An 18063-nucleotide genomic window follows, 5' to 3' on the forward strand; every position below is an offset into this window, starting at 1 on the left:
GAACGACCGGTCTTCCTACCCCCTGGGGGCGGTCGCTCGGACTTCCTGGCCGGGCTGCCCCCAGGCGGAGACATGCCAGTAGGTCGCCGGTGCACGTCGAGAGAGATCAAGAGTTCCGTGAAACCAATCCGCGCCCCGGCCCGGCCTGGGCCCTGCACAGAGTCGTCGCTGTTTGATGCCACCCCGACGGGGTCAGCCTCCCGACCGGATCAGCCGGACCGCGTTCAGCAGGGTCTCGTAGGCGGCCGTGGAGTCGTCCAGGTAGCCGGCGGCCATCGCGCCGTCGTACAGCATCAGCAGCGCACCGGCGGCCGACTCCGGGTCGGCGTGGCCGAGCCGGGTGAGCAGGTCCTGGAAGAGGGTGCGGATCCAGTTCCGGTGGGTCGTCACCAGGTCACGGACCGGGTGGTCGACGTCCGGGTACTCGGCGGCCGCGTTCAGGAACGGCGATCCGCGAAAGCCGCGCTCGCGGGCGTGCTCGGCGATCGCCTCGAAGATCAGGTCGATCGCCTCCGCGGGCGGGTGCCCGGCGGCCAGCGGTTCGGCCACCTCCTTGTAGTAGGCGTCCTTGGTCAGCAGATAGGCCACGACCAGGTCGTCCTTGGAGGCGAAGTGCCGGTAGAAGGTCGCCTTCGTCACCCCGGCCTCGGCGATCAGCCGCTCCACGCCGATCGCGCGTACACCCTCGTAGTAGAACAACCGCGACGCGGCCCTGACCAGGCGTTCGCGAGGAGGCAGGTCTCCTTCGATCGTGCTCTCCTGACGCTTGGGGTGGGTTGTCTTCTGCCCAGTAGTACTCACTTCCCCATTCTGCCCGCAGCCCGGCCCTGAGTGGTCCCCACCCCCATACGGCCTGCCAGGGCCGTCACCCCTATCCCGTACGGCCCGAGCAACGTGGCCGTTCATTGAAAGGCTTGAATCATGACTCGTCGTCTCGAAGGAACCGTCGCCCTGGTCACCGGAGCATCCAGCGGCATCGGCCACGCCACCGCCTTGGAGCTTGCTCGCAAGGGCGCGTCCGTGGCCGTGGTCGGCCGGCGTGAGGACCGGCTCACCGACCTCGCCTCGGAGATCTCAAGCACCGGCGGCAAGGCCCTGGTCGTACCCGCCGACATCACCACCGCCGAGGCCGCCGCGGAGGCGGTTGAGCGGACCGTCGAGGGCCTGGGCCGCCTGGACACGCTGGTCAACAACGCCGGCCTCATGCTGCTCGGCCCCGCCCCCGGCGCGGACCTGAACGAATGGCAGCGCATGGTCGACATCAACCTGATGGGTCTGATGTACACCAGCCACGCGGCCATGCCGCACCTGGTCAAGGCCGCCGCCGACGGGCCGCGCCGGGTCGCCGACATCGTCAACATCAGCTCGCTGAACGGCCGCAACGCCTACGCCATGATGGCCGTGTACACCGCCACCAAGTTCGGCGTCACCGGCTTCAGCGAGGCACTGCGCCAGGAACTGGCAAAGCAGCATGTCCGTGTGTCCGTCGTCGAGCCGGGCAGCGTCGACACCGAACTGCGCACCCATAACTCAGACGCCGTCCAGCAGCTCCTCAACGCCGGACTCGGCGACATCGACCGGCTGCAGAGCCAGGACATCGCCGACACCGTCGGCTACATCGTCACCCGCCCCCGGCACGTGGCTGTCGCCGAACTGCTCGTACGCCCCACCGAGCAGGCCTGACCACCAATCCCGAGAACCACAAGGAGTCGTGATGGCGGCCCGCAATCCTGTCGCAGCAGCCAACACCATCGTCTGTGTCTGCCTGCTGCTGGCCACTGCCATCGCGCTCGGAGACGGCCTGCAGCAACTGGCGCAGGGAGGCCCAGCGGACGCGGACAACGCGCACCGCTTCCTGGCCGGCGTCTACATCGGCTGGGCTCCCCTGTTCGCCTGGGCGGCGGCAACGATCCGCCGGCAGGGAGTACTCGTCTACTTCCTGGCCGTCCCGATCTTCCTCGGGGGCGTCGGTCGGCTGGTCTCCTTCGGCCAGTACGGCATACCCAGCCCGGAGGGAGTCTTCCTCGCCTCCGCCCTCCTGGAATTCATCCTCTCGATCGTCATCGTCTGGGCGCATTCCACCGCACTCAGATCCAGACGAGCGCTGGCCACTTCCTGAGGCACCGGTCATGTGCGGGTTGGCGGCTCTGCCACACCCGGCCCCGAATGTGTCGTTGGCCAATGGAGACGTGGAAGAAGTAAGACAGAAAAAGATCCTGGCAGTAGTAACCAATCAGGCCTCCTACGGGGCGAGCAAACACCGGACCGGCCTCTGGCTGGGTGAACTCACGCCGGGCTGACCACATGCAGCGAACAGCCCAGGCCGTCTGCGCCGGTGGTGGCATCGTCTCCTCGGTTTGCCATGGCGCCGGCGCCCTCATCAACCTCCAGGACGCCGACGGGAACCCGCTCGTACGGAACCGCACAGTCACCGGCTTCGCGACCGTCGAGGAAAGGCTGGCCGGGGTGAAGGGGAGGGTGCCGTTCCTGCTGGAGGACGAACTGCGCTCCAAGGGGGCCAAGTACGTGCGCTCCACCATCCCGATGACACCGCACGCCGTGCGGGACGGCCGCCTGATCACAGGCCAGAACCCGGTCTCCACCAAGGCCGTCAGCGACCGGATTCTCGGCGCCTTGGCCGAGACCGAGTAACAAGCAAAGAGACTTGGGGCGCCGGCATCCGCGGGGCGCCTCCCGATCAAACCTCTCCAGGAGACCGCACTATGTCGAAGATCCTTTTCGTGATGACCGGCGCCGACCACTGGACACTGGCGGACGGCAGCAAGCACCCGACCGGCTTCTGGGCTGAGGAGGCCGTGACCCCGTACCAGGCCTTCACAGCCGTCGGCCACGAGATCGTCGCCGCCACGCCCGGCGGTGTCGTGCCGCCCTTGGACCAAGGAAGCCTGGCGCCGCAGTTCAACGGCGGCAAGGAGGGCGCGAGGAAGGTGGCGGACGCCCTCGCCTCGATCAGCGAGATCCAGCACCCCGTCAAGCTGGAGGACGTCGACCTCGACGACTACGCCGCCGTTTTCTACCCCGGTGGCCACGGCCCGATGGAGGACCTGGCCGTCGACGCAGTCTCCGGCAAGCTACTCATCGACGTCCTCGCCTCGGGCAGACCGCTCGGCGTGGTCTGCCACGCCCCGGCCGCGCTGCTGGCCGCCACCAAGGCCGACGGCAACAACGCCTTCGCCGGCTACCGGCTCACCGGTTTCAGTAACGCCGAGGAGATCCAGGGCGGCCTTGCGGCCGGCGCCAAGTGGCTGCTCCAGGACCGCCTGGTCGAGATCGGCGCCGACTACCAGGAGGGCGAACCGTGGGCCCCGAACGTGGTAGTCGACCGCAACCTGGTCACCGGCCAGAACCCCGCCTCCGCCGGACCGGCAGCAGCCGAGATGCTCAAGCAGCTGACATGACGTAGCAGAGCACCCGCACCTGCTCCCGTACCCGCCTCCGTACGCAGGCCGCTGATTCCCCGCCTCATGCAGCCCATGGCTGAAGTTCCGGTCCCGCGCTTCCCAGGCTTACGTGCCCTGGACGTGCCTTGTGAATGGACCAGCGCACATCCAGACGGTGATCACGCCCCACCCGTGCTCCCGGAAGGTGTCCAATGCCTTCGCCGCGTAATTCCCAGCATGTACTGCGGCCTTGTGGGCTCGATCCGATACGGCGCCGTCGGAGGACATCCGACTGAACGGCCCAGTGAGGAAAACCGCACCGGATGCGAACAGGCATGCCGACGATGCCGCGCGTCCGACTCTCCGTGCATGTGCTCGGCTCAAGGAACGGCACGATGCCGTGCGGCCTGCTGCAAGTCACGGCCGGCGGTCATGCCCCTTGGTGGTGTAGCTGATCGACCGACATGCCGGTCAGCGATACCTCTCACTCGTCCGCACCAGCCCGTTGAACCCGCCAGATCACGGCTTCATAACACCCCGGGACGGCGTGCCCGCTGACCGCTCGTCGCCTTCGACAAGCCTTCCTGTCTACCGCCCCTCAGGATGATCATCATGCGCGACCGCACCTCCGTAGCCGCCGCTCCGGCAGCCGCCAGCGACGCCCACCTGACCGCCTTCATACGCAACGGCCCCCCGGACGCCGCCGACGCCGCGCTTGACGAGCTCTACCGGCGGCACCGCAGTTCGGTCACCGCCTATGCCCGCACCTGCACACGAGACAGGCACACGGCGGAAGACCTGGCCTCGGAGGCGTTCGCCCGCGCGCTGCGCGCCGTGCGCCAAGGTGCCGGTCCCGAGGGGGCCTGGCGGCCGTACCTGCTGACCACGGTCCGCCGCACGGCCGCGTCGTGGGCCGCCACCGCCGACCGGATCGAGCTGTCCCCCGACTTCGAGACCTGGCTCTCCGAAGCGCCGAGCGGTGAGGAACAGGCGTTGCTGCGGGAGGACGCCGGTCTGGTGCAGCGCGCGTTCCGCAGTCTTCCCGAGCGCTGGCAGACCGCGCTGTGGCACTCGGCTGTGGAAGAAGAACCAGCGAAGCGGATCGCGCCACTGCTCGGCATCAGTCCGAGCGGCGTCGCGTCCCTCACCGCCCGGGCGCGTGAGGGGCTGCGTCAGGCGTACCTGACCGAGTACGCGGCGGAACCGACGATGTCCGACGACTGCCGGCACTTCACGGGCCTGTTGGCCGCGTCGGTCCGCCGCGGCGGGCGACACGGCGCGCACTCAGGTCTCCAGCACCATCTCTCGGGATGCCGCCGGTGTCGCCGTGCGAACCACCAGCTGTGGGAGCTGAACAACTCGCTCAAGGCCGTACTCCCGGCGGGTGTTCTGCTGTGGGTGGGTGCCTCATACGGCACGAAGGCCGTGGGAGCGGCCGCGGTCGCCGGCTCCCCCGGCACGGGGTCCGCGGCCGGGACGACCACGGCCACCACAGGGGCCGGCACGACCGTCAAGGTCGCCGGCGTCGGCGCCGCCCTCCTCGCCGTATCGATCGGCGGCTACGCGGCCCTGCCCGACGGCAACGACCCACCGTCGCCGCGGCCCACCCTGGCGGCCACGCGACCCTCGCTCCCCTCGTCCCCCGCCCCCACCCGGAGCGAACGGCACGACCCGAAGCCCCCCGCCCGTACACCGTCCGCACGCGCCTCCAAGAAGTCGACTCCTCCCGCTTGGCAGCCGGCCGCCGACGACCGCGCCCAGCTGCCGATCGTGTCCACCGGCCGCTGCATGGACATTTCCACGACAGAGGGCGCCGAGCCGTACGAAGCCGAGTGCGACGGCAGCCGTACGCAGCAGTGGGAGCTGCTCGTCGACCGTGCCGCGCAGGAGGCCCGTATCCGGAACTACGCGACCGGCATGTGTCTTACCCACAGCGGCACGTCGACGGACGGCGCCCCGGTCCGCCAGGAGCGCGCCTGCGACTCCACCGCGGTCACGGCCCGGTGGACCTACTTCTTCCAGGCTTCCGGCACGGTCAACTTCGCTCAGAAGGGGAACACCACGTACTTCCTGGGCATCGATGAGTGGAACAAGGCCGACGGGCCTCACTCGCCTGCCATCGGCACGACGGCGAACTACTACGACACCGACTCCCTCCGGTTCCGTTACACAGGAGACGTCTTCAGCGGCTGACGAGGGCCACTCCTCGTGGGGACGTCCGAGGTTTCTGGGCACCTCCCTCCCGCGAGAGGTGCCCAGAACCGGTTCAGGAAGCCGGAGTCAGCGTGCGTGGCGGGCCATGGCCGCCCGCTTGCGGCGGGACTTGAGCAGGAACGCACCGCCGACCGCGAACAGCGCGGCGGCGCCCGCCGCCATGGGCAGGTAGTTGGTGGTGTCGGCGCCGGTCTCGGCGAGATTGGCGCCATTCTGGCCGCCGGCACCGTCCCTGCCTTCCGCACCGTCCTCGCTCGGGGAAGCGACCGGCTTACTGCTGCCGGTCTGCGGTGCCGCGCCGTTGCCGGACTCGCCATCGGTCTTCGCGGGGCTCGGCACGCCATTGAGGCTGACTGCCACCGTCGCCGCACCGTCACCGGACTGCTCCACCTTGATCTCCACCTTGTGCGCCTTGTCGGTGAAGACCGTGCCGGCCTTGAGAGTGTCATCGTCGCCAGGCGTGGTGTCGATCAGGTCGGCGTCCCTGCCGAAGTCGCCGTTCTTCACGCGGTAGGCGTGCACGCCCGCGAGGCGATCGTCGAGCTTGCCGGCGGCCCCGCCGCGCACCTCCACGATCAGGCTGTCCTGCCCGGCCGGAACGATCAGCGCGCGCACGCCGTCACCCGGCCCGTGCAAAGAACGCATCTTGTACGTACTGGACTTGGTGACCTTCACGGCTTCCCTGTCCGACAGGAACTTTGAGTGAATCAGCTCGGGCGCGGTCAGGCCCACGCCCACGCCGCCTCCCCCCATGGGGGTCTTGAAGCTGTTGTCCTCCGTGTCCCGGCAGCTCGCCAGGTCCGAATCCTCGCAGCGGATCCGCATCTGGTGGCCGTAGCCGAGGTTGTGGCCGAACTCGTGGGATATCACCGTCTGGTCGACTGTGCCGTCGCCGCTCGGAAGCCAGCTCACGCCGCCGCTCAGAGAGCCGAGTCCCCCCCAGCCACAGCCCGCCTTCTCGCCGGGGAAGACCAGCGACAGGTGATCAAAGTCGTCCACCCACGTCAAGCCCTGTTCCTCCAGCGCCTTCTTCGTCATCCCATAGATCGAGTCCTTGTCACAGCCGGCGGCCGACAGGTCGAGATTGATCGGGCCGATCACTCCGCCCTCACCCCCCGCGGCCGGCTTGAACGTGGTGGCTTGCCGGGTCACCTCGTTGTAGTACGAGTTCAGGGACCGGGTCTTGCCGAAGTAGCTGTTCTGCGCGTTGCTCCTGGCCTTCGCGGGGTCAGCGAAGGAGCTGTCGCTGAAGTTGATCAGCGCAATCTGGATCCGCCGCGGGGCGGGGCCGTCCGCGGCAGCGGCGGTGGACGGTGCCGTCGCAGCCAGTGCGACGGACGTGCAGGCGGCGGACATGAGCAGGGCGCCGCGAGGCACACGCATGGGAGGGGTCCTTCCGGTGGTTGAGCGGCTCGCGAGGTGCGAGCGAACTCCGAACTTGCACGGGGCTCCCGAGCGACGCTCATCGCACGAGCGCCCCAAAGGATCTGTCACCCGTTGAGGAGCGCAGCCGCCTTCCACCGTCCTGGCGCGTTATCCACTCGTTATACGGGGGTGCGAGTAGCGGAACTTCCATGGGTCTGGCCCCGGATCGCTCGATCCCGGGCCAGGGCTCTTCCGGTGGACCCTGCCGCAAGGCCCACCGGTGGTTCGCCCTGTCGTTGCACTCCCGGATTTCGCCGGCTGCTGCTCTCGCGGCTGTGCCGGGAGGAGCGCTACCTCACGTGCTGTCCTGTCTACCCCGGCGTGCGGTCAGCCGTCCGGGATCTCGTACGCTCGTCACTATGCCCCCCCATGGCCTGAGCCTCGGCGGCACCGCCGAGGCGCGCGAACCGGGCCGCCGCGCTCGCGGCGCGCCCCGGTGTCCAGGTCACCACGCCTCTCACGGGGCGTGTGGCGCGGCCCGGGGCACTTGCCGGGGACGTACGCGTCGGGGGCTTCGGCGCGGCCGAGGGGCTGGCCCGATGGCTGCGTGAGCAGCACGTGGACGCCCTGGTCGACGCCACGCACCCGTTCGCCGAGACGATCACCGTCAACGCGGCGCGGGCCCCGGCGGCCACCGGGGTCCGGCGGTGGTGCTGCGCCGCCCGGGCTGGCTGCCAGGCCTCGGGGACCGCTGGCACCTGGTCGACTCCCTGCACGCGGCGGCGGACCTGCTGCCGCGGTGCGGCAGCCGGGTGTTCCTGACCACGGGCCGGACGAGCCCGGCCGCCTTCGCCCATCTGAGAGACCGTCACTTCGTCGTTCGGTCCGTGGAGTTGTTCGAGCAGCCGATGCCCCCGCACACCGGAGTGCTGCCGGCGCGAGGCCCGTTCACCGTGGCCGACGAGTCCGCGCTGCCGCGCGAGCACTGTGTCGACGTACTGGTGACAAAGGACAGCGGGGCAGAGGCGACCGCGGCCAAGCTCATGGCCGCACGCGAACTCGCGCTGCCCGTCGTGGTGGTACGACGGCCGCCCCTGCCGGACGGCCTGGCACCGGTGCCCGACGTGGCGGGCGTCCTCGCCCGGCTCGGCCTCAACCTGCCGTGAGGCACATGGATTTCAGGCGGACCGACGTCAACTGCTCCTGGAACGGCATCGGGTAGGCGGCCCGACCACGCCGGGTCGGGCACCGCTCCGGAGGACGCCGGCGGGCAAGTTGGTCGGCGGCAGTACGCCGACGTCGTGCGTCAACTCCGTGACCGGGATTCCGGGGTCGCCGACCACGGCGACCAGCAGCCCGGCCCGGCCCCGGCCGCCTCGGCAGCGGCCAGGCCCTCACGTGCGAGCACCGCGAAAGTGGTCCGCGGGGGTGCCGACCACGACGGAAGGATGGGTCATGGGCGGGGTCTGCGGGCGTGGAGGACGAAGGCCGGGGGTGTGTTGCGCCATATGGTGCGGCTCGGGACGACTTCCTCGAAGCGGTTGGCCATCAGTTCGCGGAATCGACGGGCGGGGGTGAGGGGAACGGCGTGGAGGTAGGTGAACGCGGTGAAGGCACCCGCCGGGGCAAGCACTGCGGCTGTCGCGTCCATGAGCTGGTGTTGGGTGGCGGAGGGAAAGAGGGCCCAGGGCAGGCCGCTGACCACCACGTCGGCCTTCTCGATGCCGCGCTCATCCAGCAGGTGGCGCAGGTGCACGGCGTCGCGCTGGATCACCTCCGCTCCCGGGTGGCGGTGACGCAGGCGCTGGGCGAGGAGTGGATCGATCTCGACGGCCAGGTGGCGGCCGCGGCCGCCCAGCCGGCGCTGGATCTCGGCGGTGAACGGTCCGGTGCCGGCACCCAGTTCCACCACGACCGGCTCGCCGCGTTCGGGCACCGGCGCGCAGACCGCCTCGGCCAAGTGCCGCGAGCTGGGGGCGATTGCCCCCATACGGGCCGGTGCGCGCACCCACTGCCGCAGGAACAGGGTGTAGTCGTTCGGCTCCGGCAAGGGCCGCCTGCAGAGTGGGCAGTGCCAGGCTGCGTGGTGCGTGGTGCTGGTGGTCATGTCGGTGCCCTTGTCGGGGAGTGCGTGGGTCGATCGTGTCGGTGTGAACGGGCCATGTGCTGTGGGTCCCGTCGGTGGCGCAGCGGCCGGTTCTATTGAGGGCGGAAGGACCGGGAGGGCGACGTCGGCCGTGGAGGACGCGGCACCTTCTACGGCACTTCGCCTTCTCGGACGACCTGGCCGTGGCCGGTGTGCTGACCAGGGACACGCGCTACTGGGAGGTGGCCAAACAGCTGACCGCCGGGCACCCGCCCACGGAGGCGATCGAGCTGATCTTCGAGACGATCCCCGGGCACGCGCGCGAGCGCGGCTTTCGCGCATCGCCGTTCATGTACGCGGCCGCCGAGTGCCCAGACGCTTTCCAGGCGGTGCGCGGCCTGATGGCTCCCATCGGAGGGATCCGCACCCGCTTCAGCGACAAGAGGCTCACCGGCGGAGGCCACCTCGGCCCTGGAGCGGATTGGTTTCATGGAACTTGTCATCCCTGTTCGACGTGCACCGGGGCCCGAGGGAGTCCTCCAGCTGATGGCGGACCCGCCCGGACGGCCCCGAGGGGCCACCTCACAGAAAGACCGGTCGTTCTACCTCGCCGACAATAGCTCCCACGGGGTCCTCGCGCCACTCGTCGACTCGATTGAGGGGCCCCTCGCTCATCCACCACGGACAGAGAAGGCCCTTGATGCCGCACACTTTGCACCCGCGCCGGAGCGGTTCCTTGGCGGTTCAGCCGGGCCGCATCCGGCCACAGTCACCCATCTGACCAGCAGTGACACGCCGACCGCGCCGCCTTCTTGACCGTGACCTCGCAGAGGTCGACTGCGCGTGCGCGGGTCGTCTTTGTCGGCGTACGCACGGACGGCACCAAGGAGTTGGTCGCGCTCAAGGACGGCTTCCACGAGGCGGGCGAGCCCTGGGCGGACCTGCTGTACGACTGCACTCTGCCGAAGCCGGCCCAGCCCGGACCTTGCCAGTCAGGGAACTTCGTCCGGTCGGCGAGTTGCGCGAGGGTCCACACCGAGAGGCTGGGCCGCAGCCTGCCGGACGAGTGGGGTTCTTGGGCCACGGTCGAGCCGTCAGCCACCGCTCGATTGCCCGACAGGACGACACCGGCGCACATCAGTGCGGGAAGACGACCGTCAGAAGGCGGAAGAGTTCGGCGCGCTCCTCGTCGGACAGTTGGTCCAGGCCGGTCTGCGTCTGTTCCATCCGCTCGCGGATCGTGTCGATCAGCTTCTGGCCCGCCTCGGTGAGGGCAACGTTCTTCACGCGGCGGTCGGTGGCGCTGACCTCGCGGCGGACCAGATCGCGTTTTTCGAGTCGGTCGATGATCCCGGTCATGTTCGATGCGTCACAGGCGAGGGTGTGCGCGAGCGAGCGCATCGAGGCGGGCGCGCGGCGCAGCACCGTGAGGGTCTTTGCCTGGCTGGACGTAAGGCCCGTGTCGGCGGCGGCGGTCGTGAAATCGGCGTAGTGCGTACTGACCGAATGGGCGAGCAGCTCCATGAGCTGCGCCTTGGACGGGGTGGGTGGCATGCGTCGAGGGTACCGCCAAAAGCTTGAGCACCTCAACCTTTGACATCTACCGGCGTCATATTGTTTGATGTCCTCAAGCATCGAGTACCTCAATGGTTTGGCTCCTCGACCATAGATGCTCTCGCCCTTCGGGCAACCGCAACCTTCCACCGGAAAGAAGACCGTGAAGTCCTCCCTTGCCACCGCGCCGGAGCGCCGCACCGGCAGCCTCAGCCTCGTCCTGGTGCTGGGCCTCGCCGCCATGGTCGTGTCGATGATGCAGACCTTGGTCATCCCGATCCTCGGCATCATCCAGAACGACCTCGGCGCCACCACGGCCCAGGTCAGTTGGGTCACCACCGCCACGCTGCTGTCGGCCGCAGTGTTCACGCCGCTGCTGGGCCGCCTCGGCGACCAGCACGGCACGAAGCCGACCCTGCTGGGCGTACTGGTGGTGATGGTCGCCGGATCCGTGCTCGCCGCGACCACGAGTTCGATGCTGTGGCTCATCGTGGCCCGCGTGATGCAGGGCGCCGCAACCGCGATCTTCCCGCTCGCGCTGTCCGTGCTGCGCCAAGAGGTCGCACCCGCGCGGCTGCCCGGCGCCATGGCCCTGGTCAGCGGCACGCTCGGGTTCGGCAGCGGCCTCGCCCTGGTGAGCGCCGGACTCCTGAGCCAGGGTGCCAACCCCGACTATCACCTGGTCTTCTGGCTGGCCGCCGCACTCGCCACCGCCGCCCTGATCGCGGTTGCGGTCGCCGTCCCCGCGCCCCGCACCCGGGCGGGCGGGCGCACCGACTGGCTGGGTGCCGCCGGTCTCGCCCTGCTGCTCGTGCTGTTCCTGCTGCCCATCTCGCAGGGTCACACCTGGGGCTGGACCTCACCTCGCACGCTCGCCCTGTTCGCCGGTGCCGTCGTCACGACGGCCCTCTGGGTCTTCGTCGAACGCAGGGTCCGCGACCCCTTGGTCGACATGAAGATGTTCGTCCACCGACCGGTGCTGTTCACCAACGTCGCCGGACTGCTCGTCGGATTCGCCATGTTTGCGCAGTTCATCGGCGTCTCCTACCTCGTCCAGACACCCTCTGAGATCGCCGGTTACGGCTTCGGCGCCTCCGTCCTGCGCGCCAGCGTCCTCTACCTGCTGCCCTCCGCCCTCGTCTCGCTCGTGGCCGCCCAGTTCGGAGGCGTGCTGGTCCGCCGCATCGGCGCGCGTCTCACACTCGCCGTCGGGGCCGCCTTCGGTGTCATCGGTTTCGCCTGGCTGACCCTCGCCCACGACACCACCGCGTCGGTGATCCTGGCCGGCATGGTCGTCGGCGTCGCCATCAGCTTCGGCTACGCCGCGATGCCCGCCCTGATCGTGGCCGGCGTCCCGCACCACCAGACCGGCATCGCCAACGGCATCAACTCCATCTCCCGCTCCGCCGGCAGTGCGATCGGCAGCGCGGTCATCACCTCGCTGCTCGCCTCCAACACGCTCGCCAACCTGCCCGCCGGGGTCCCCGCGCTGCCCGCCGAGAGCCAGTACACCCTCAGCTTCGCCCTCGCCGGCATGGCGTTCCTGCTGGTCATCGGCGTGGCCATGGTCGGCCTGGCGATCCGTCGCACGTCCCCGTCGGGCGACGGCGAAGCCACGCCCGCACCGTCGGGCGACGGCGAACCCGCGACCGCACGCACGGCCGCCACGGTCTGACCGCACTACCTGCACGGCCGCGATTTTCCTTCCTCGGGATGCCGACTCCCTCCGAACCGAACAGGACACGACTGTGACTGACACCAAGGCAGCCTTCACCCTTGACGACACCTTCACCTCCACCGAAGCCACCGCGCTGGTGAACCGGCTGCGCGCCACCTTCCGTACCGGCCGCACCAAGCCGCTGGCCTGGCGCCGGCAGCAGCTGACCCGCCTGCGCGACCTGCTCACCGACAACCGCGCGGCGATAGCCGACGCCCTCTACGCCGACCTGCGCAAGAACCGCGCCGAAGCCGACGCCATGGAGATCAACACCACGATCGTCGAGATCGACGACTACCTGGAGCACCTGGAGGAGTGGACCGCCCCGCAGCCCGCCACCGTGACGGTGCCCGGAGTCCCCGGCAGCACCGCCCGCACGGTCTTCGACCCCCTGGGCGTCGCCCTGGTCATCTCGGCGTGGAACTACCCGGTCAATCTGCTGCTCGTGCCCGTCGCGGGCGCGCTCGCCGCCGGCAACGCGGTCGTCATCAAGCCCGCCGACTACGCCGCCCACACCTCGGCACTGCTGGCCGAGTTGCTGCCCGCGTATCTCGACACCGACGCGACGGCGGTCGTCGAGGGCGGCGCACCGGAGACCACCGTGCTGCTGGAGCAGCACTTCGACCACATCTTCTACACCGGCAACGGCACGGTCGGCCGCATCGTGATGACCGCCGCCGCGAAGAACCTCACCCCCGTCGTCCTCGAACTCGGCGGCAAGTCACCGGTGTTCGTGGACCGGGACGCCGACATCGCCACGGTCGCGCAGCGCCTGGCGCAGACGAAGTTCGCCAACGCCGGACAGACCTGCGTCGCCCCCGACTACGTCCTGACCGACCCGGACACCGCGACCGAACTGGAGGCTGCCCTGGTCGTCGCGCTCAAGGGGCAGTTCGGTGAGGACCCGCAGACGTCCGACGCCTACGGACGGATCATCAACGAGCGGCACTTCGACCGGCTGTCCGCATTGCTGGACTCCGGCCGTACGGTCACCGGCGGGCAGACCGACCGCGCGGACACGTACATCGCCCCGACCGTGCTGGCCGAGGTCCGACCCGACGAGCCCGTGATGCAGGAGGAGATCTTCGGCCCCATCCTGCCGATCCTGACCGTGGCGGACCTGGACGAGGCGATCACGTTCATCAACGAGCGCGACAAGCCGCTCGCCCTCTACGCCTTCACCGAGGACAACACCACCAAGCGCCGCCTCGCCGCCGAGACCTCCTCGGGCGGCCTCAACTTCGGCCTGCCGATGCACCACCTCGCCGTTCCGACCCTCCCCTTCGGCGGCGTCGGCCAAAGCGGCATGGGCAACTACCACGGCCGCTACTCCATCGAGACCTTCAGCCACCGCAAGGCCGTCCTCGACGTCCCGCTGAGCTGAACCCTCCCGGAAGAAGGCACCCCCATGCAGCACACCGCCCACGTGGCCGACGACCTCGAACACAAGAGCAAGGAGCACGAACGCATCATGGACGACACGCTGGACCAGCTCGGCGCCGGCAAGTACATGCTCGTCACCAGCTACCGCAAGAACGGCACCCCGGTCACCACCCCGGTGTGGGTGGTCCGCGACGGCGACACTCTGGGCGTGCGGACCCCCGCCGACTCCTGGAAGGTCAAGCGGATCCGGGCCCGCGGCGACATCCTCGTCGGCCCCTGTGACCTGAGCGGCAAACCGACCGGCGAACAGGTCCCGGCCACCGCCGAGATCACCGACGAGGCGACCGGCGCCCGCTATCGCAAACTCATCGCCCGCAAGTACGGCATCCTCGGCCGCCTCCTGATCCTCCAGAGCCGGCTGCGGGGCGCGGACAGCACGCTGGGCATCCGCGTGCGGCTCACCCCGTAACAGGATGACGCACCGTCAGCTTCTGCGGCAGGGGCTGCTTGTCGGATGGCCTCGGTGAATGCCGTCAGACGGTCACGGCACACAAGGGCGAGCGATCAAGGGGGTCGGATCATGGAGACAGCGCAGAGTCAACAGCGGGCGGCACCCGGCACCTTCACCGCCTTCGCCCGCTTCGTACTCTTCGGCGGCGGAGTGGGGCTCGCCTCCAGCTTCGCCGTGGCGGTCCTCGCCTCGTGGATCTACTGGGGCCTGGCCAACGCTCTGATCACCGTGGTTTCCACGCTCCTCGCCACCGAGTTGCATGCGCGCTTCACGTTCGGCGCAGGCGGGCGCGCGACCCGGCGCCAGCATGCGCAGTCGGCCGGGTCCGCGGCGGCCGCGTATGCGGTGACCTCCGTGGCGATGCTTGTCCTGCACCAACTGGTGGCGGCACCCGGTGTGGTGCTCGAGCAGGTCGTCTACCTGTCCGCCTCCGCACTCGCCGGCATCGCGCGGTTCGCGGTGCTGCGCCTCGTCGTCTTCGCGCGGGGCCGCTCGCAGGTCACGGCCACCGTCCCCACCATCCGTCCTGTGCCCGCAAGCGCGGCCCGCGCCGCGGCACCCGCCGGGCCGGTGGTGCTGGGCCACGCCGCCTGACCGGGACCGACGTCCACATCACGCCCCAGCGGCGGGGCCTAGTAGTCGATGTTGAGAGCGGAGATGAGTCCGCTCGGGCCCACGGCGCTTCCGGCGCCGGCGTTGCGGGAAGTGGGGTGGGTGAGGGCTGCCTTGTGCCCGGGGCTGTTGAACCAGGTCTCCATCATCTCCTCCGGTGTGGCGGAGGTACTGGGGGACCAGTAGAGGACCTCGTAGCCGCAGTGCTCGCTGGGGCCGGGCTGCCGGGCGGCGTTCTTGTCCGCGCACGCCTGGGCTGCTCGCACCTGTTGGGCACTCTCCTTGACGTCGGGCAGTCCCAGCGCACGGCGACGTTCGTTGAGCAAGGCGATCAGCCGGGATGCCAGTGACGGAGGGGTCGGGGTCGTCTTGGTGGTGGGTTTCGGGGCTGAGGTGCGCGTGGGCGGCGTCGCCTGTCTCGTGGGCCTCATACCGGTGGGCGGCGGGCTGGTAGCCGCCGGGGACGACGGCGAGGCCGTGGATGCGGCCGTGGCCGACCTCGTGGGGGATGCGGTCGGCGACGGCGTCGAGGATCCGGGTGCGGACTCGGGCTCCCCCTCGGGGGTGGTGATCGCCCGCACCGGCTGGTGCCCGGTGTCCGGCGACAGGATGGCCATGGCCGCGCCGGTGCCGCCGGCGGTGATCAGTGTGACGGCGGCGGCCACGACGGCACGACGCCGCCTCGGTATGCGGCGTGGTATGCGCAGGCTGCGGCGTCCAGGCGGATTGCCGCTCCCCGGCGCGCCAAGGACGGTGGCGTCCGCCCCGACGGCGGGGTACCGGCCGTCGGCGTCCGGGTCGGCCTTCCCACTGTGCTGGGCCAGCTCGGCGGGGCTCCCCTGATCTGTGTGCACGGCCGGGTCCGGGGGACCGTCTGCACCCGTTTGCACTCCGGTCTCGAAGGCTGCGTTCTGGGCGGGCAAGCCGTCGCCTCCGACGGGCGCGAGCCCCGCGAGACCGGACAGCGCCCCGTCCGATGCCACCAGCCCCAGGCCCACCAGCAACTTCTCGGCGGGCAGCAGGCCGGCCTGCAGGCGCGAGCACAGCGTGCAGTCGCGGGCGTGCCGCGCGATCCGCTTGCGCCACAGCGCCGACGGGACGCCGTCCCAGAGCCCGATGCCGGCGTCGAGCAGCACACAGCGAGGCACCGCGGCCAGCGCCCGCACCACCAGGCGGGCCGTCTCCAACTGGGCCTTCATCCGCTGCACCCGCACCGCGGTGTGCTGCGGCGTCAACTGGAGCGCCGCGGCCACCTCGCGTCGGGTCAGCTCGCCCGCGGCCTCCAGCCACCACAGCGCCAGAAGCTCCCGGTCGGCCTCATCCAGCCAGCGGGTGGCTTCGGCCACCTCCCGCCGCTGTCCCTGAAGCCGCAGTTGGACGATCGTCAGGTCAACGAAGTCCGCGCCGGGGTCGGCCACGTCGTGGAGGTCCTGCAGTCCTGCAACGGCCGGCGCTGCCTGGCGGGTGTGCCAGTGGCTGCGGATCCGGTTCATCGTGATGGCCACCAGCCAGGACCTGAACTGTTCTGGATCGCGCAACGAGCCGAGCCCGCCGAGCGCACGGATCATGGTCTCCTGCACCACGTCGTCGACGTCGGCGTCGGCGTCCCCGTTCAGTGCCCGGCCCACGATGTTGTACACCAACGGCAGATACGCGGCGACCAGCTCGTCTTGTGCCCACAGGGCCCCCTGCCGGGCCGCCTCGACCAACGCAGCGTCGCGTTCCCCACTCGCCACCACGGCTGACCACTTCCCTTCCCGATGCTCGAAGTGCCTTGCCTGTCATATGGGAGACCCCGGCCCGAGGAGCGGGATAACAACAACGCGCCGCGAACCTGAGCGGCTGACTGCCCGGCCGGTCCGGAAGGTGTGCTCTTCACCGTGGGACACGACGTGCCGCAGTGCACGGGCCCCAACTTGTATCGAGCCGTTGACACAAGATGTGTCCTCGAGCATCTTGTACTTATCACTCGATACAAGCTGGGCTTGCAGCAGGCGGCGTCCGCTGCCGCCGGTGCAGGCTGCGCAGCCGCCGGTGCAGGCTGCGCAGCCGCCGTCACCCACTGGGGTCTTCAGATGCTCGATACTCACCAGCCCGAATCCCGCCCCCGCGCCCACGCCGACCGCTACGCCCGCTGGGCCGGTCTCGCTGTCGGCGTCGTGGCCGCACCGCTATGGGCCACCGCGGACCTCACCAATCACGGCATCAGCAGCTTCGACGCCGGCGTGCCCTTGGTGAGCTTCGTGACCGCCTTCGGCCTGTGCGCGGTGGGCGGCGTCCTGCTCGGCGACGCCCTCACCCCCCGCCCTCGGGACGCGGTACGCACCGCCGGCCTCACCCCACGCCGGGTCCGGGACCATGTACCGGCCCGCATCACTGCCTTGCTTCTCCTCCAGGCGGTGTTCCTCGTCGCGCTGGCGGGTGTGGGGGACGCCTTGGGCACCCAAGACGCCATGAGCCGGGCGATCGGGGCGCATGACGGCTGTGACGGAACCGAACCAGCCGTCCTTCTCTGGCCCGGCATGTTCCACGGCAGCCAGATCCTCGGTTCTCTCGCCATCGGCACGGCCGCCTGCACCTGGGCCTTGCATCGTGTCGCCCGCCGTGCGGGCGACGACCAGCAGCGCCGCGACCGCTCGTGGGCGATCATCGCAGCCTGGGGGGTGCTGGTCTCGGCCCAGCTGTCGATCGTCGTTCTGATGATCCACAGCCACCTGACGCACAGTAACTGCGCAGGCCTGATGGGCACCGTCACCTCCTTGGCGATCTACCCCCTGGGCCTGCTGTCCCTGATCTCTCTGGCGTGGTCCCTGTTCACCGTGGTGGTACCCCGGACGGCCCGACGATGACCGCACTCACCGTCCGCGTCGACACCGCCAGCCCGGTAGCGCCGTACGAGCAGATCCGGGCCCAGCTCGCCGCCCTGATCGTGACCGGCCGACTGACCGAGGACGAGCGCTTGCCGACCGTACGTCAGCTCGCCACCGACCTCGGCCTGGCACCGGGCACCGTGGCCCGCGCCTACCGTGAACTGGAGGCCGCGAAACTGATCCGCACCCGCCGTGGGGCAGGCACCCGGGTCGCGACACCCCCGTCCGAACCGCCCCGCCCCGCTCCGGACCAACTCGCCACGCTGGCCCGGGACTTCACCTCAGCTGCCCGCGCTCTGGGCGCCGACACCGAGGCCATCCTGACCGCCATCCGCGAGGCCCTGGACTGA

At 69.9% G+C, this 18063-nt stretch carries 16 protein-coding genes and 1 pseudogene; 12 read left to right on the forward strand and 5 right to left on the reverse strand.

Annotated elements, in window-relative coordinates:
* Nucleotides 1-192 precede the first annotated feature (192 nt).
* Nucleotides 193-801, reverse strand: a complete 609-nt coding sequence (locus RFN52_RS06600; protein WP_311240908.1) for a TetR/AcrR family transcriptional regulator — start codon at nucleotides 799-801, stop codon at nucleotides 193-195.
* A 120-nt stretch (nucleotides 802-921) separates the two neighbouring features.
* Between RFN52_RS06600 and RFN52_RS06605 the strand changes: the two genes are divergently transcribed.
* The 5 genes from RFN52_RS06605 (at nucleotide 922) to RFN52_RS06625 (ending at nucleotide 5594) form a co-directional block, all read left to right on the forward strand.
* A complete protein-coding gene (locus RFN52_RS06605; protein ID WP_184843628.1) occupies nucleotides 922-1683 on the forward strand; it encodes an SDR family NAD(P)-dependent oxidoreductase in 762 nt (253 codons plus the stop codon).
* A gap of 31 nt (nucleotides 1684-1714) precedes the next feature.
* On the forward strand, nucleotides 1715-2119 hold the full coding sequence (locus RFN52_RS06610) for a DUF4345 domain-containing protein (RefSeq protein WP_184843631.1): 405 nt from the start codon (nucleotides 1715-1717) through the stop codon (nucleotides 2117-2119).
* Nucleotides 2120-2304: 185 nt separating this feature from the next.
* Nucleotides 2305-2652 carry a type 1 glutamine amidotransferase family protein gene (locus RFN52_RS06615; protein WP_184843635.1) on the forward strand — a complete coding sequence of 116 codons (348 nt, stop codon included), beginning with the start codon at nucleotides 2305-2307 and terminating at the stop codon, nucleotides 2650-2652.
* Nucleotides 2653-2723: 71 nt separating this feature from the next.
* Complete coding sequence (locus tag RFN52_RS06620; protein ID WP_184843638.1) at nucleotides 2724-3419, forward strand: type 1 glutamine amidotransferase domain-containing protein; 696 nt, start codon at nucleotides 2724-2726, stop codon at nucleotides 3417-3419.
* Nucleotides 3420-4013: 594 nt separating this feature from the next.
* A complete protein-coding gene (locus RFN52_RS06625) occupies nucleotides 4014-5594 on the forward strand; it encodes a sigma-70 family RNA polymerase sigma factor (protein ID WP_184843641.1) in 1581 nt (526 codons plus the stop codon).
* 87 nt (nucleotides 5595-5681) lie between these two features.
* Here RFN52_RS06625 and RFN52_RS06630 read toward each other — a convergent pair whose 3' ends face one another.
* The gene (locus RFN52_RS06630) at nucleotides 5682-6998 is read right to left on the reverse strand and encodes an LPXTG cell wall anchor domain-containing protein (protein ID WP_184843644.1); all 1317 of its coding nucleotides are present in this window, start codon (nucleotides 6996-6998) and stop codon (nucleotides 5682-5684) included.
* A gap of 401 nt (nucleotides 6999-7399) precedes the next feature.
* Here RFN52_RS06630 and RFN52_RS06635 point away from each other — a divergent pair.
* Nucleotides 7400-8146, forward strand: a pseudogene (locus RFN52_RS06635) (cobalt-precorrin-6A reductase).
* Between the two features lie 287 nt (nucleotides 8147-8433).
* Here RFN52_RS06635 and RFN52_RS06640 read toward each other — a convergent pair.
* Together RFN52_RS06640 and RFN52_RS06645 are read right to left on the reverse strand one after the other, a co-directional pair.
* On the reverse strand, nucleotides 8434-9087 hold the full coding sequence (locus RFN52_RS06640; RefSeq protein ID WP_184843647.1) for a class I SAM-dependent methyltransferase: 654 nt from the start codon (nucleotides 9085-9087) through the stop codon (nucleotides 8434-8436).
* Nucleotides 9088-10203: 1116 nt separating this feature from the next.
* Nucleotides 10204-10590, reverse strand: coding sequence for a MarR family winged helix-turn-helix transcriptional regulator (locus tag RFN52_RS06645; protein WP_184843651.1), 387 nt, complete (start codon nucleotides 10588-10590; stop codon nucleotides 10204-10206).
* 145 nt (nucleotides 10591-10735) lie between these two features.
* Here RFN52_RS06645 and RFN52_RS06650 point away from each other — a divergent pair, with 145 nt between their 5' ends.
* The 4 genes from RFN52_RS06650 (at nucleotide 10736) to RFN52_RS06665 (ending at nucleotide 14825) form a co-directional block, all read left to right on the forward strand.
* Nucleotides 10736-12295 carry an MFS transporter gene (locus RFN52_RS06650; RefSeq protein WP_184843654.1) on the forward strand — a complete coding sequence of 520 codons (1560 nt, stop codon included), beginning with the start codon at nucleotides 10736-10738 and terminating at the stop codon, nucleotides 12293-12295.
* Between the two features lie 73 nt (nucleotides 12296-12368).
* Nucleotides 12369-13721 carry an aldehyde dehydrogenase family protein gene (locus RFN52_RS06655; protein ID WP_184843657.1) on the forward strand — a complete coding sequence of 451 codons (1353 nt, stop codon included), beginning with the start codon at nucleotides 12369-12371 and terminating at the stop codon, nucleotides 13719-13721.
* 87 nt (nucleotides 13722-13808) lie between these two features.
* Nucleotides 13809-14189, forward strand: a complete 381-nt coding sequence (locus tag RFN52_RS06660; RefSeq protein WP_184853814.1) for a PPOX class F420-dependent oxidoreductase — start codon at nucleotides 13809-13811, stop codon at nucleotides 14187-14189.
* Nucleotides 14190-14300: 111 nt separating this feature from the next.
* The gene (locus tag RFN52_RS06665) at nucleotides 14301-14825 is read left to right on the forward strand and encodes a GtrA domain-containing protein (RefSeq protein WP_184843660.1); all 525 of its coding nucleotides are present in this window, start codon (nucleotides 14301-14303) and stop codon (nucleotides 14823-14825) included.
* A gap of 38 nt (nucleotides 14826-14863) precedes the next feature.
* Here the strand turns inward: RFN52_RS06665 and RFN52_RS06670 are convergent, their stop codons facing one another.
* Nucleotides 14864-16579: a sigma-70 family RNA polymerase sigma factor gene (locus tag RFN52_RS06670; protein WP_311240910.1), complete on the reverse strand. Its 1716-nt coding sequence runs from the start codon at nucleotides 16577-16579 to the stop codon at nucleotides 14864-14866.
* 144 nt (nucleotides 16580-16723) lie between these two features.
* On the opposite strand from RFN52_RS06670, the gene RFN52_RS06675 reads away from it, so the two are divergent.
* Nucleotides 16724-17692 carry a hypothetical protein gene (locus tag RFN52_RS06675; RefSeq protein WP_311240911.1) on the forward strand — a complete coding sequence of 323 codons (969 nt, stop codon included), beginning with the start codon at nucleotides 16724-16726 and terminating at the stop codon, nucleotides 17690-17692.
* Nucleotides 17689-18063 carry a GntR family transcriptional regulator gene (locus RFN52_RS06680; RefSeq protein ID WP_184843672.1) on the forward strand — a complete coding sequence of 125 codons (375 nt, stop codon included), beginning with the start codon at nucleotides 17689-17691 and terminating at the stop codon, nucleotides 18061-18063. The genes RFN52_RS06675 and RFN52_RS06680 overlap by 4 nt, the downstream gene beginning before the upstream one ends.

This window comes from Streptomyces collinus (assembly GCF_031348265.1).
Classification (GTDB): Bacteria; Actinomycetota; Actinomycetes; order Streptomycetales; family Streptomycetaceae; genus Streptomyces; species Streptomyces collinus.

Coding starts and splice junctions, on each gene's coding strand:
- RFN52_RS06630 (WP_184843644.1), bottom strand. CDS start 6,998: ATGCGTGTGCCTCGCGGCGCCCTGCTCATGTCCGCCGCCTGCACGTCC.
- RFN52_RS06680 (WP_184843672.1), top strand. CDS start 17,689: ATGACCGCACTCACCGTCCGCGTCGACACCGCCAGCCCGGTAGCGCCG.
- RFN52_RS06615 (WP_184843635.1), top strand. CDS start 2,305: ATGCAGCGAACAGCCCAGGCCGTCTGCGCCGGTGGTGGCATCGTCTCC.
- RFN52_RS06665 (WP_184843660.1), top strand. CDS start 14,301: ATGGAGACAGCGCAGAGTCAACAGCGGGCGGCACCCGGCACCTTCACC.
- RFN52_RS06620 (WP_184843638.1), top strand. CDS start 2,724: ATGTCGAAGATCCTTTTCGTGATGACCGGCGCCGACCACTGGACACTG.
- RFN52_RS06650 (WP_184843654.1), top strand. CDS start 10,736: ATGCTCTCGCCCTTCGGGCAACCGCAACCTTCCACCGGAAAGAAGACC.
- RFN52_RS06625 (WP_184843641.1), top strand. CDS start 4,014: ATGCGCGACCGCACCTCCGTAGCCGCCGCTCCGGCAGCCGCCAGCGAC.
- RFN52_RS06610 (WP_184843631.1), top strand. CDS start 1,715: ATGGCGGCCCGCAATCCTGTCGCAGCAGCCAACACCATCGTCTGTGTC.
- RFN52_RS06605 (WP_184843628.1), top strand. CDS start 922: ATGACTCGTCGTCTCGAAGGAACCGTCGCCCTGGTCACCGGAGCATCC.
- RFN52_RS06640 (WP_184843647.1), bottom strand. CDS start 9,087: ATGACCACCAGCACCACGCACCACGCAGCCTGGCACTGCCCACTCTGC.
- RFN52_RS06660 (WP_184853814.1), top strand. CDS start 13,809: ATGGACGACACGCTGGACCAGCTCGGCGCCGGCAAGTACATGCTCGTC.
- RFN52_RS06645 (WP_184843651.1), bottom strand. CDS start 10,590: ATGGAGCTGCTCGCCCATTCGGTCAGTACGCACTACGCCGATTTCACG.